A 13,425-nucleotide genomic window follows, 5' to 3' on the forward strand; every position below is an offset into this window, starting at 1 on the left:
ATAGTGTGGAAATTGTCCTTGTAATATTTTGATGCAAAGATATCTATTTTTAAAAGCAGAAATTTTCTCATTATTAGTTTGAATAAATGTAAGTAAATTTAACAGAAGAATAGATTATTGCAGTCGAACAGGATGATGTTGTTGTAAAAAATCTAAAATATCACTAAATAATTCAGCCTGATCTTTGCCTAAGGTCATGAGGTGTCCTGTCTTGGGATAGCTTTTAATCTGTTTTTCTGTGGAATTGACATGATTATAAATAATTTGTGCACTGGATTGATAATGTACATCATCTAATTCACCATACAATAAAAAAATAGGCGCGCGAATTAAAGAAACATTGCTTATGGTTACGGCAATAAACTGATGCAATTGGTGTAGTTGTATTGTTGCTTTATTTTCTAAGCTTTTTATGTCTAGTTCTAAATCGCTATTCTGAAATTGATGAAGATATTCTGCATAGTGTTTTAATCGCTTAAAGAGATCATTTACATTTCGATCCTGTGGTGCAGACATGCTAATACAAGCATCAATCGGAAAGTACTCAGTGAGTTTTAATGATAAAATTGCGCCTAAAGATACCCCAATGATAGCAATATGCTTATAACCCTGATTTTCTAAGAATTGATAAGCATTATGTGTATCTCGCCACCAATCCTCTGTAGTGTAAGTGAGAAACTCATCAATCGTTAAACCATGTCCAGCGTAGCTAGGTGCATAGCAAGTGTAGCCATTTTGATGCAGAAATTTTGCCAAGGCCCTCATATCTTGAACGGTACTGGTATATGCATGTAATATCAGTACCGCCCGCTGAGAGGCTTTTAAAAACAGAGGCTTAGGTTGGCGCAGTTTTAACATTGTGAGGACAATAATCGTGATTGCTTAAAAATTATCTTTCAATGCGCGAATACGCGCAAATTCTTCAGCACTTTCGACACGTAAAAAAGGATTGGTTTCAAGCTCAAGTTCAATGGTACTGGGCAATGTGATTTGCCCATGTTCACGAAGCAGTTGGATCTCTTCGGCACGTTGTTGTATTGCTCGGTTCTCTGGTTCGATATGCAAAGCAAATTGTGCATTAGAAAGGGTATATTCATGTGTACAGTAAACTTTGGTTCTTGGTGGTAAAGCGGCGAGTCGATTGAGAGAGTGATAAAATTGTTCAGCAGTTCCTTCAAACATACGTCCACAACCCATAGCAAAAAGGGTATCACCACAGAAAACACTGTCTAATTCATCAATAAAATAAACGACATGTCCTAGGGTATGACCTGGTACTGCGATAATGTCGATGTTTAATCCATGAAATTCAAATTGATCATCGTGTTGTAGTGGGTAGGTAATAAAAGGAATGTGACTCAGTTCAGCGCGCGGCCCATAAACAGGAATATTATGGTCTGCGATCAATTCTGGAACACCACCAATATGGTCTTTATGCCAGTGTGTGAGCCAAATTTGTTTTAAATTCAGCTGATGTTCAAGGCAATAATTTTCAACGAGTGATGCTTCAGTGGGATCAATTGCAACGATATCATGGCTTTGACTTTCTTCGATCAGCCAAATATAGTTTTGTAATTGATTTTTTACATCTATGACGTGAATTTTAAATTGCATCGTTTAATTCCATGAATATGCTGACACAAATTTAATAGCAAAATCAGGCTATAGACAAGTTAGAAAGCTGATTACAGTCTTTTTTATGTGAAAACATATGTAATTCGATAGTGCGACATGTTATTTGCTTAAACAAACAAGTCATATGGTAGGTTATTCTTTTAGAGAATAGCATATAGATCAATATGCTATTCTCAATAAAACTTAACAGGCCATCCCTTGGTTGATTTCTAATTTGCTTAGTTTGCCATTTTTAAAATTAAAATTGACGTAGGCGAGATAGCCCGCTTCAAACTCAGCAGGATTTTTTAAAAACTCTTTGGCTTCCGATGCCGTTAAAATTAAAACACTGGTGCCAGTTTTGGCGCTGTTTGGGAAGTCTTTTTTAAATTGATTGATGCTATATAGATTAGTGATGGGTTTATTGTTAATCAGGATTGTATCTGTGATTGCTGGTGCATTTGTCCAAGAAAGCCAAACTCGTCCTTTGGTTGTGCCAAGTTGTTGAAAATTATTTTTGGTTTTATAGAAGGAGTTAGACTTAATCTGTGGATTGTCTTCACTATAAATTTCAAACATCAGTTTTTTCCCTGATGCAGTAGAGCTTGAATATTCATAGTTCCCACTACATTCAGAAAATGCTTTTATAGTTTTTTGAGAGGTGTTTCCGAGCAATTTTTCAATTTGCGTTGCACTTAGCGCTTGATTGAGCTCTACACCATTGACTTTTACTGTGGTGGTGTAATCGTCTGAAGCTTGCGCAAAACTACAAATAGGTAGCATAAGGAGTAGTGAGGCGATTGTTTGAGTAAAATTATTCATTTCAAATATTTCTTAAGTTTTCTATAACTTAATCAGTTCTGAAGGATTGATCAAGAGCAGATGATCAAATGAGTAGAATTAAAAAGGATCTATAAATTTTATAAGTATTTATATCTGTAGCTAACTCAAGAAATAAAAAAATACCCTCAACAAGGAGGGTATGATTTTAGAAGTAAGAAGAATTGAAAATGAGATGCAAAGATTATCGAAGCTTAGATAACCAATTTCCAAGACTCTGTACAATTTGTACAAGGATCAATAAGACAATCACAGTGAGATAAACCACACTTTGATCGAAACGTTGATAACCATAAGAAATTGCTAAATCACCAATACCACCAGCGCCTACAGCACCCGCCATCGCTGTTGCACCAATCAAGCTAATGGTTGCTGTGGTAAGGCTCAGGATGAGTGAGCTACGAGATTCAGGGATAATAAATTTAAAAATAATCTGCCAAGGCGATGCACCCATTGCTTGTGCAGACTCAATAATCCCTTCATTCACTTCAAGCAATGATGTTTCTACAAGACGACCAATATAAGGACCCACATAAATGGTCAACGGTACAATCGCTGCCCAAGTACCAATAGTTGTACCCACGATCGCTTTGGTGAGTGGGAAAACCGCAATCAACAGGATAATGAAGGGTAGGGAACGTAGCGCATTGACGATAGGATTTAAAATCTGATAAACAGCGCGATTGGGTAAAATGCCATTAGGGCGAGTAACCAGCAAGGTAATTGCTTGAACAAAGCCCCAAATGGTACCAAACAGCATTGCAAAAATGACCATTTGGATGGTTTCTTGCATCGCTGTAACAAATTGGTCAATGCTTAAAGAGCTTTTCCAAAATGGTGCTGTGAGCGTAGTGAGCCATTGTACAATGAGTTCTCTCATAGTCTAACTCCTGACTGTTCCACCTTGACCCCATTTTTTTCAAAGAAATTTATGGTTTGGCGAATGCTTTCGGTATCTCCCAAAAGTTGTATAAACATTTGACCGATCACTGAACCATTAATTTCAGTCATATTGGCAAATAAAATATTTAAGCTGACATCAAATTGCTTAATTGCTGCTTGTACCACAGTTTCTTGCGCTGAAGTACCCAAAAATTGCAGACTATAAATACTTTTATGATTTTGATTTTCGAGATTGTTTAAGATATTAACAGGGAGTTGTTGCTGTAAAACGGTTTGAATAAAGTTTTTAGTCGTGGGGTGTTGCGGTTGACTAAAAATTTCTAAGGTAGAACCTGTTTCAATCACTTTGCCTTGTTCCATGACGGCAACAAAATCACAAACAGATTCGATCACATCCATTTCATGCGTAACCATGACAATGGTAATCCCTTGCTCTTGATTAATCTTTTTAAGCAAAGCGAGAACAGATTTCGTGGTTTGTGGATCAAGTGCAGAGGTTGCTTCATCACAAAGTAAAATTTTGGGGTGGTTGGCCAAGGCGCGTGCGATACCGACACGTTGCTTTTGTCCTCCCGAGAGTTCGTCTGGAAAAGCATCTTTTTTATGCTTTAGATCAATGAACTCAAGTAACTCATTTAAACGTTTTTCACGTTGGTCTTTACTGACACCAAGCAATTTTAACGGCATTTCAATATTGTCAGCTACAGTTTCGGTTTGTAGCAAATTGAAATGCTGAAAAATCATGCCTATATTTGCACGTTCTTGACGTAATGCACGTGCATCAAGTGCCGTAAAGTCTTTTTGATTAATGATGACTTGTCCTTGGTTAGGACGCTCAAGCAAGTTAATCAAACGGATTAAGGTACTTTTACCTGCACCACTATAGCCGATAATGCCAAAAATACTGCCCGCTGGAATCTCAAGATTAATCTGATCCAGTGCACGTATGGTTTGACCTTTCAACTCATAGTGTTTTGAAATGTTTTTAAATTCAATCATATCGTCAAAAACTATAGCAAAAAGAAAAAACAGGCAAATTCACTTTGCCTGTTTTATGAGGGCCTATAGACCTTTCATAAAAGAATGGTCAATTGACCTGATCCATTATAAAACTATTTTGATTCTGTAAGATAGCTTACAGGTTTATTCACATCAACTTTAGTTCCACCGAAGTGTTCTTGAACATATTTACCTACAGCAGGAACATGATATAACTCACCCACTTTTTTCAAGAGGGCATCGTCTTTACGTGCATCTGCAACAGCAAGTACGTTGACATTCATTTTGGTTGTTTGGTCAACTGGCTCATAATAAACTGAATCTTTAAGCACGTTTAAACCACCTTCCATTGCTAAAGTATTGCCTAAAACAATTGCATCAACTTCATCTTTAGCACGTACCGCAGTCGCCATTTGAATTGGTTTGATGACAATTTTCTTTGCATTTTCAGTAATATCAGCAGGTGTACCTTTGACTAAATCAAAACCATCTTTTAATTTGATGAGACCAGCAGATTGTAAAAGTAACAATGCGCGCGATTCATTTGCGCCATCATTTGGAATAGCAATAGTTGCACCATTGGCAAATTCTTCAACTTTTTTAACTTTACTAGAATAAATACCCATTGGCTCTAAATATGTTGTAGAGATTGGTGCAATTTTTTCTTTGTTTGATTGATTGAAAGCAACAAGATATGCATAAGATTGGAATGCATTGATATCGACTTCTTTGTTTGCCACAGCTGTATTCATTGCAACATAGTCAGTGAAGTTTTTAACTTCTAATTTAATTCCAGCTTGTTTTGTTTCTGGTAATGTTGCGATATAGCGCCAAATATCTGCATCTGAACCTGTAGAAGCCATGGTAACGACTTGTTCTTTACCTGCATCTGCTTGGGCAGCATCATTTTTTGGAGCTTCTTGTTTTCCACAAGCAGAAAGAGTGAGCACAGACGCGCTAAGTAAAACGCCAAACAGCTTTTTCATGAATAAGTCCTAAGTAGCAAATGCAGTAGAATTTTGTCCTTTGCATTCTCGATCATTTAAATCGAATTTTTAACATTTTGAAAATAAATAATGCGGTGACGTACTTGTCTGATTGCGCTATCTATATTCTTTACATTTGAGGATTAGCAGCCTGTTTTAAAAGAATTTTAATTGTTTAAAACAAACTCTAAAGATTTGTTTATCATATCAATAAATGAAAATTATACATAGTGGCTGCGTGTTGACATTGGGTGGTGATGTCGTTGCATGAATATCAATGTTTTTATTAATTTAATAAAGAAAACAAATGCTTTTGTTGAATGCTAAACGATAAATGATTAAATTTTATACTTATTCATAATATATAAATTTTTTAGGATTTATTATCTTTTTTTTGAATAAGTAAAATAATCTTAGATCTGCATCTATAGCAGTGCTCTGATAAGCGTTATTTCAAATTGTTAGGCGAAATAGGGGGATTTTATTCAAACAGTTATTGACATTGACACTACTGTCATACTTTAGCATGAAGATCTTATATACATCAAAGAGATCAATAAATGAAATTAATCATCTTTTTTTTAAGCAGTTTGTTATTTCTAAATGCTGCATATGCTCAAAATAATGTTTATATCATTCATGGCTATGGTGCAAAGGTGGATGATCATTGGTTTGATTATCTTGAGGAAAATTTACAAGATAAAAATACTAAAGTTGTAAAGATCGCATTGCCGAACTCTAACAATCCAAAGCTTTTACAGTGGAAGCAAACCTTAAAAAATAATATTGCTCAAATTGATCAACATACATTTTTTGTTGCGCATAGTTTGGGGTGTATTACGCTGCTTGATTTCCTGTCTGAATTGGATTTTCAACAGATAGGTGGTGTTGTCTGTGTATCGGGATTTTCGAATAAATTGGTAGTACTACCTCAACTAGATTCATATATCACTGAAACGAATAAGGATTTTTCTTTTAAAAATAAAATATTAAATCGAAAAATGTTTATATCGAGTAATGATCAATATGTTCCAACTGATTTAAGTATCTCGTTGGCAGAAAAACTGGAGTTTCCATATGAGATTATTCCCAATGCTGGACATTTTCTAGCCAGTGATGGGTATCGGGAATTTCCTCAATTATTAGATTGGCTTCAAATGGTCATTGGTGGTGTTGATGAGGTTGAGAGTTCTTATGATTCAAACTAAATTTTTACAACATCTTTATTATAAATTAAGTTGGATTAAGCTTTTCTATGAATAATCGTAAAGGCGACTGATACTTTACAATTACAAGCGTTTTTTTCTGAACTCATACTGTTTAGTTGTTTTGAGATAGTGGAAAGAAGAATTGACTAAGAGGATTTTTGAATAAAAGGCAAAGTTGATTTATTGGTTGTGGTTGATTTAATTTATTGATTTTTCATTTTATTTATTGTTTTTATTAGATTTTTTGTAATAAAAACTATTCATTTTTTTAAATTGTTATGTTTAAATCGAACATTATTTAATCAAGAATAAATTAGAAAATAATAATGAAAGCATTAATTACAGTTGGTTGTAAGACTGATCATGGCGGAGTCATAATTTTAGGTGATGTTTCTTTTCTTGTGGAAGGTAAAGCAGTGCATCTAGATGGTATGACACACTTTTGTCCAAAATGTAAAGTTCAATCTAAGGCTATTGCTTCTAATCAAGGTTTTGTGATTGTTAGTGGTAAGAGTGCTGTAGCTGATGGTGATAGTTCAACTTGCGGTTCAAAATATTTAAAAATTTCAGATCTTGCTGTTATGAGTAATGGGGCTAGTGTTGAAATGAGTAATGCAGTGACAGCACCTTTAATGAAAAATAATTTTATTGAATATCAGAAAAATACTTATGATGAACAGTTACAATTGCAAGATATAAATGGTGAGCCTTATGCCAATCTTGAATATTTAGTTACTTTTGATGATGGCTCAACTTGTAAAGGTGTTACTGATGATAAAGGTAATACAAAAAGGTTGAAAACAAATGGTGCTGTAAAAATTATTTCTGTTGATTTAATCGTCAATAGTAGTTGGACTGAATCTTGTTTTTGCGGGAAATAGAGTATGGATTTTAAAATTGTCCCTGATTTACATTTGCCCGAAGTTCCTGGATTTAAATTACCTAATATGCCTGAAATACCTTCAGGTAAGTCAGTAATTAGATTTATCACAGATAATCTTATAACAAATACAATTGCAGACTCTAAAATAATTATTAGAGAAGATAAGTCTAAAAATTATCGGTCTTTAACATCAGGTGAGATAGCAATATGTCAAAAGATCTTTCGTGACTCAATCAACTATAAAAATGTCAAAGTTATTAATAGTGCAATTTTACCCAAACAGGATGTTCCTGTTACACCATATGGAAGCCCTCATTACCCTGATAATTTAACGGGTTCGGATGTATACCAGTCTGATTTTTCTAATCCAAAGTTTAAAGGTAATACAAATGTTGGTAATGGCCGTGATTTAACAATAGTATCAAGAATGACGTTTATTCATGAAATGACACATGTGTGGCAATACCAAAAAGGGCTTAATCTGAGTAAAAGAGGTATCATTTTACAACCTTTAGATAGGCTGATTCCTGATAGTATTTATGATGCATATTCATATCAATTAAAATATGGCTCAAAATTTAATGATTTTAATTTTGAGCAACAAGCAACTATCGTTTCTGACTATTTTAGAATTCTATCAGGTTTTAATGAGGCTAATTTTAGTTCATATTGGAGAAAATATTCTAATCCATTTTGGAGGCAATATATTCAGGACTTAATGCTACCAATAATGAATAATCCTAAAGACTTTAAGCTCAAGGGGACTCTATTAGATAATCCAATGACTATAGCTTCTAATTTATATTTTATAGTGAGATAAAATGAAAAAAACAGCATTATTTTTATCTATTGTATTACTCTTGCTAAATGGTTGTAAGAAAAAATATGAAGATAACTTTGAATATAAGATAGTGAACAAAAAAATATGTGCTGTAAAGAATAGAGTAGTGGAGAAAGCAAATCATATAAATTGGTTATTTCTGGAGGTTCGGAATTCTTTGGGTGATGTTGTGAGTGGAAATTTGCAGGTTGATAAAAACAATAAAGAGTACCTTTTTTGCTCAGATTTGAATGAATTTAAAAAAGAGGTTGGAGAAGGGTTTATACAGTCAGATATTTCAATTGAATTAGATAATACTTCATCTGTACAAGAATATAATTTCAGGAATTATTCTTGTATTTTTGCAGACTCAGTAAAATTAAACTTATCTCAACGTGATTCATCTAAAAGCTGTACCTGAAAAAACCTAATATGTATGTACGAAGATATGAGTTTTATAATCTTTATTTAAACGTAAATTTTTGATCTGTTTGTCGTTGGAGATTTACCAAATAAAAAACCCGCCTAAGCGGGTTTTACAACTCAATCGAGTTTAAGCATTTTCACGAGCAATCGCACGGTAACCAATATCTTTGCGGTATTGGACACCATCAAAAGTCACTTTTTGGCAAAGTTCCAAGGCTTTTGCTTGCGCTTCACCAATTGTGTTGCCTAACGCTGTAACGCAAAGTACACGACCGCCAGCAGTCACTACATCACCATTGGCATTATTTGCTGTACCTGCATGGAAAACTTTAGCATCTGTCATTTGGGTATCTAAACCCAAAATCACGTCATCTTTGCTCGAAGTTTCAGGATAGCCTTTAGATGCAAGCACAATACCAACAGTTTTACGCTCATCCCATTCAGCTTCAGCGGGTAAGTTACCTGCAATACCAGCTTCTACTAAATCAACCAAAGAAGATTTTAAGCGCATCATGATCGGTTGAGTTTCAGGGTCACCAAAGCGGCAGTTAAACTCAATGACACGAGGTTGCCCTTGCTCATCAATCATCAAGCCAGCATACAAGAAACCAGTGTAAGTATGACCATCAGCTTTCATACCATCTACGGTTGGACGCATAACTTCTTTCATGACTCTGTCAAAAACATCTGCAGTCACTACAGGGGCAGGGGAATATGCACCCATACCACCCGTATTTGGACCTTGGTCAGCTTCAAAAATACGTTTATGGTCTTGTGAAGTTGCCATAGGAAGGATGTTGTCACCATCAATCATACATATGAAAGATGCTTCCTCACCATCAAGGAATTCTTCAATAACAACACGCGAACCTGCATCACCAAATTTATTGCCTGCAAGCATGTCATCAATTGCATCAAACGCTTCTTGATTGGTCATCGCTACAATGACGCCTTTACCCGCAGCAAGGCCGTCTGCCTTAATTACAATTGGTGCGCCATTTTTTTCTACGAATGCTTTGGCTGTTTCCACTTCGGTGAATACATCATAGAATGCTGTAGGAATGTGATGACGTTTTAAAAAGTGTTTGGCGAAAGCTTTAGAGCCTTCAAGTTGTGCTGCAAATTGGGTTGGCCCCCAAATTTTAAGGCCAGCTGCTCGTCCTGCATCAACTACCCCATTTACAAGCGGTGCTTCAGGACCAACAATAATGAGATCAACGGCATTATTTTTTGCAAAGTCGATAATGGCAGGGTTGTTGAGAATATCTAAAGCAACATTTTCACATTTATGTTCAGTTGCTGTACCCGCATTTCCTGGTGCAACAAAAACTTTAGTGACTTGATCGTCTTGCGCAATTTTCCATGCCAATGCATGTTCACGACCACCACTACCCAAAACTAATATGTTCATCTTATGTATCCTTTTTTAATCCCTCCCAACCTCCCTTTATACAGGATGGGGTATCACGAATTTAAAGAGTCCTGTAGTTCGTGACAAGTCCCTCTTATGAAAGAGGGACTTAGGGGGATTTTTAAATAATGATTTATGGTGAATTAGTGACGGAAATGACGCATACCCGTGAAGACCATTGCAATATCAGCTTCATCTGCTGCTGCAATTGTTTCTTCATCACGCATTGAACCACCCGGTTGGATAATACATTTGATACCTGCTTTTGCAGCATTATCAATGCCATCACGGAATGGGAAGAATGCATCAGATGCCATAACAGCACCTTCAACCACTAAACCTGCATGTTCAGCTTTGATCGCTGCGATACGTGCAGAGTTTACACGGCTCATTTGGCCAGCACCGACACCAATGGTTTGACGGCCTTTAGCATAAACAATAGCATTGGATTTAACGTATTTGGCAACTTTCCAAGCAAAGATTAAATCATCAATTTCTGCTTCAGTAGGAGCACGCTTAGTTACTACTTTAAGATCATCTTTGGTGATCATACCGAGGTCTTGGTCTTGAACCAATAAACCGCCATTGACACGTTTATAATCGTATTGTGAAGCACGTTCATCAATTTTAGGAAGTTCGCCACATACCAGTACACGAACGTTTTTCTTTGCGCCAGTCACTTCAAGTACACCATCGGCAATACTTGGTGCAATAATCACTTCAACAAATTGACGGTCAACAATTGCTTGAGCTGTAGCAACATCTAACTCACGGTTAAATGCAATGATGCCACCAAATGCTGATTCTGGATCAGTTGCATAAGCAAGATCGTATGCAGCCTTAAGACCATCTAACGATACTGCAACACCACATGGATTTGCATGTTTAACGATGACACACGCTGGTTTTGCAAATGATTTGACACATTCAAGTGCTGCATCTGTATCCGCGATATTGTTATAAGAAAGTTCTTTACCTTGTAACTGCTTAGCAGTTGAAACCGATGCTTCAGTTGCAGTCGATTCTACATAGAAAGCAGCGGATTGATGTGGATTTTCACCATAACGAAGATCTTGTACTTTATTTAACTGGGTATTGAAAGTACGGGCAAATTTGTCAGCTTGACCTTCTTCTTTACCAACACGTGCACCGAGGTAAGAAGCAATCATGCCGTCATACTGGGCAGTATGTTCAAATGCTTTAACCGCTAAATCGAAACGAGTCGCATAAGATAAAGCACCATCCGCTTTAAGTTCTACAATTACAGTTTCATAATCAGTCGCATTTACGATGATCCCCACAGAAGCATGGTTTTTCGCAGCTGCACGAACCATTGTTGGGCCACCAATGTCAATATTTTCAATTGCATCTGCAAGCGAGCAGTCTGGTTTAGCAACAGTAGCAGCAAAAGGATAAAGGTTTACGACAACAAGATCGATTGCATCGATGTTGTGTTCAGCCATGACAGCTTCGTCTAGACCACGACGAGCCAAAATGCCTCCATGAATTTTAGGATGCAGTGTTTTTACACGACCATCCATCATTTCTGGGAAGCCTGTGTGCTCTGAAACTTCAACTACAGCCACATTGTTGTCTTTAAGCAACTTATATGTACCGCCAGTAGATAAAATTTCCACCCCAAGAGCAACAAGGTTCTGGGCAAATTCAACGATCCCGGTTTTATCAGAAACAGAGATTAAAGCGCGTTTAATAGTCATGATCTTCGTCAACAGTTTTTAAGTCTAGAGATTGAACAGGTAGGCAAAATATAGGTAAAAAAAATGCCCACGCAAGCCGTGAGCATTTTATCATTTATTCACTCATTAAACCGTGAGCTTTTAACTTTTTGCGTAAAGTGCCACGGTTCAGTCCGAGAATCTCAGCAGCGCGAGTCTGATTCCCGCGTGTGTATTCTAAGACAACAGATAAAAGAGGTTTCTCCATTTCTGCTAGCACCATGTCGTACACTTGTGATGGTTGCTCACCTTGCAATTGTGCAAAATAGTGACGAACTGCGCGATCTACGTGAATACGAAGAGCGACGTCAGATTGTGCAGTAAAAATAGGAGATTTGCTATTCATGCGAGTTAATCCGAAAATCAAAATATTACTTGGGTAAAGTAATATATAAATGTGGTCTAAAAAAATCTGAGCTCCGTTTTAGATCCTAAAACGGTTGGCTCTAAAACAAGAACAATTAGCTTGCCACAAATCGTCGAGTTGAGTGAAAAATAAGCGTAACAATAGATTAATATTTGTTACAACACTCTTTTAAACAAAAAAATGTTCTACTTGCGCGATATTGGATATAAAGCACATAACAAAACAGTATTTTTTTTGAAAAAATGCGAGGAGTTTGCAGGACAAAGCTTTCGTGGCGCGTATGATACCATTGTCTAAGAAAAAATGAGCAAGAAAACTACATTTTTTTTCATTTTTTTATAATTTTTTTTAATTTTAAGGGTGAATAATGTCTAATTGGTACTGATCAAAACTTTTTCTTGGCTCTGTAACAACAAATTTAAAAGGATATGGGCTATTTTGAGGAATACGCTTAATTCCAACTAAACTTTCAATCAGATATTGCTCAGGTGTAATCACATGCGTAGCTATGACCTTATTTTGAGTTTTTAAAGTTACTCTTATTAGGGGTAATTCTAAGCTTTTAGAATATTGGTTATTGAGTTGACCTGAAAATTGAGTCTCCTGTCTATCAAGTGCTTTAACTTTAAGGTGACTAATCACAATTTGTTTATAGCGTTGATCAACAGTATCACACTGTAAGATGGCACAGGTTTGAGTAAAGACAGTATTCAAAAACGGATAACGATCAGTTAAGTTTGGATTAAACCAAAGGATTTGAAATAATAAAATGCTGAGTAGGGCAAGATTAATCATGCTCCACGCCAGATAGTAAAACTTACTTTTTGTTTTGATCAAATGTTGCCCGTGGTTATTTAAACCTTGTGATAGATTTAAGCTGGGAATGTTGTTGACTGGTTCATTGTTAAAATAATTCAAATTATTTAAATAAGTTCTTAAATCAATATTGGAGTTTTCAATTTTACGATTAAAAATATCTAAGACATTGGTTTCTATTTGACGTTTCGTCGTCATGAGGTTTTGTACCTCATTCTGCACTGGCGTATCAGGATTGCCCCTTGGTTGAGTAGGCTGGCTGTTTTGTAGATGAATTAATGCATTAAAATTATGTGAACATTTTGGACAACAAACCATACCCTGCGCAACGGTGAGTTGCGTAACTGATACTTTATAAATTGAAGCACAATTTGGGCATCGGGTTTGTTTTTCAGTCATAAATACTTATATTTTCA

General features: G+C 35.9%; 14 protein-coding genes. 4 read left to right on the top strand and 10 right to left on the bottom strand.

Annotation, left to right across the window (positions count from 1 at the left end; all coding sequences use genetic code 11):
- Positions 1–114 precede the first annotated feature (114 nt).
- The 6 genes from AC2G3J_RS07230 to AC2G3J_RS07255 form a co-directional block, all read right to left on the bottom strand.
- Complete coding sequence (locus tag AC2G3J_RS07230; protein ID WP_336954440.1) at positions 115–858, bottom strand: alpha/beta hydrolase; 744 nt, start codon at positions 856–858, stop codon at positions 115–117.
- Positions 859–882: 24 nt separating this feature from the next.
- Positions 883–1,614 carry a hydroxyacylglutathione hydrolase gene (gene gloB / locus AC2G3J_RS07235; protein ID WP_336954441.1) on the bottom strand — a complete coding sequence of 244 codons (732 nt, stop codon included), beginning with the start codon at positions 1,612–1,614 and terminating at the stop codon, positions 883–885.
- Positions 1,615–1,818: 204 nt separating this feature from the next.
- On the bottom strand, positions 1,819–2,436 hold the full coding sequence (locus tag AC2G3J_RS07240; RefSeq protein ID WP_483770881.1) for a hypothetical protein: 618 nt from the start codon (positions 2,434–2,436) through the stop codon (positions 1,819–1,821).
- A gap of 202 nt (positions 2,437–2,638) precedes the next feature.
- Positions 2,639–3,334, bottom strand: coding sequence for a methionine ABC transporter permease (locus AC2G3J_RS07245; RefSeq protein WP_004719300.1), 696 nt, complete (start codon positions 3,332–3,334; stop codon positions 2,639–2,641).
- The gene (locus AC2G3J_RS07250) at positions 3,331–4,356 is read right to left on the bottom strand and encodes a methionine ABC transporter ATP-binding protein (RefSeq protein ID WP_483770882.1); all 1,026 of its coding nucleotides are present in this window, start codon (positions 4,354–4,356) and stop codon (positions 3,331–3,333) included. Before AC2G3J_RS07250 ends, AC2G3J_RS07245 begins: the two co-directional genes overlap by 4 nt.
- 113 nt (positions 4,357–4,469) lie before the next feature.
- A complete protein-coding gene (locus AC2G3J_RS07255) occupies positions 4,470–5,342 on the bottom strand; it encodes a MetQ/NlpA family ABC transporter substrate-binding protein (RefSeq protein WP_056511959.1) in 873 nt (290 codons plus the stop codon).
- Between the two features lie 560 nt (positions 5,343–5,902).
- On the opposite strand from AC2G3J_RS07255, the gene AC2G3J_RS07260 reads away from it, so the two are divergent.
- The 4 genes from AC2G3J_RS07260 (at position 5,903) to AC2G3J_RS07275 (ending at position 8,674) form a co-directional block, all read left to right on the top strand.
- On the top strand, positions 5,903–6,550 hold the full coding sequence (locus AC2G3J_RS07260) for an RBBP9/YdeN family alpha/beta hydrolase (RefSeq protein ID WP_419359537.1): 648 nt from the start codon (positions 5,903–5,905) through the stop codon (positions 6,548–6,550).
- Positions 6,551–6,876: 326 nt separating this feature from the next.
- Entirely contained in the window at positions 6,877–7,431 is a 555-nt protein-coding gene (locus tag AC2G3J_RS07265) for a PAAR domain-containing protein (RefSeq protein ID WP_483770883.1), read from the top strand.
- Positions 7,432–7,434: 3 nt separating this feature from the next.
- Complete coding sequence (locus AC2G3J_RS07270; protein ID WP_483770884.1) at positions 7,435–8,253, top strand: hypothetical protein; 819 nt, start codon at positions 7,435–7,437, stop codon at positions 8,251–8,253.
- A 1-nt stretch (position 8,254) separates the two neighbouring features.
- Complete coding sequence (locus tag AC2G3J_RS07275; RefSeq protein ID WP_483770885.1) at positions 8,255–8,674, top strand: hypothetical protein; 420 nt, start codon at positions 8,255–8,257, stop codon at positions 8,672–8,674.
- 132 nt (positions 8,675–8,806) lie between these two features.
- Here AC2G3J_RS07275 and purD read toward each other — a convergent pair whose 3' ends face one another.
- The 4 genes from purD to AC2G3J_RS07295 form a co-directional block, all read right to left on the bottom strand.
- On the bottom strand, positions 8,807–10,090 hold the full coding sequence (gene purD / locus AC2G3J_RS07280; RefSeq protein ID WP_483770886.1) for a phosphoribosylamine--glycine ligase: 1,284 nt from the start codon (positions 10,088–10,090) through the stop codon (positions 8,807–8,809).
- A gap of 143 nt (positions 10,091–10,233) precedes the next feature.
- The gene (purH, locus tag AC2G3J_RS07285) at positions 10,234–11,808 is read right to left on the bottom strand and encodes a bifunctional phosphoribosylaminoimidazolecarboxamide formyltransferase/IMP cyclohydrolase (RefSeq protein WP_483770887.1); all 1,575 of its coding nucleotides are present in this window, start codon (positions 11,806–11,808) and stop codon (positions 10,234–10,236) included.
- Between the two features lie 94 nt (positions 11,809–11,902).
- Positions 11,903–12,172 carry a DNA-binding transcriptional regulator Fis gene (gene fis / locus AC2G3J_RS07290; RefSeq protein WP_001086304.1) on the bottom strand — a complete coding sequence of 90 codons (270 nt, stop codon included), beginning with the start codon at positions 12,170–12,172 and terminating at the stop codon, positions 11,903–11,905.
- Positions 12,173–12,547: 375 nt separating this feature from the next.
- Positions 12,548–13,408 (bottom strand): zinc-ribbon and DUF3426 domain-containing protein, encoded by an 861-nt coding sequence (locus tag AC2G3J_RS07295; RefSeq protein WP_336954448.1) that lies wholly within the window; start codon positions 13,406–13,408, stop codon positions 12,548–12,550.
- Between the last annotated feature and the right edge of the window lie 17 nt (positions 13,409–13,425).

It is taken from the genome of Acinetobacter legionensis, assembly GCF_057165765.1.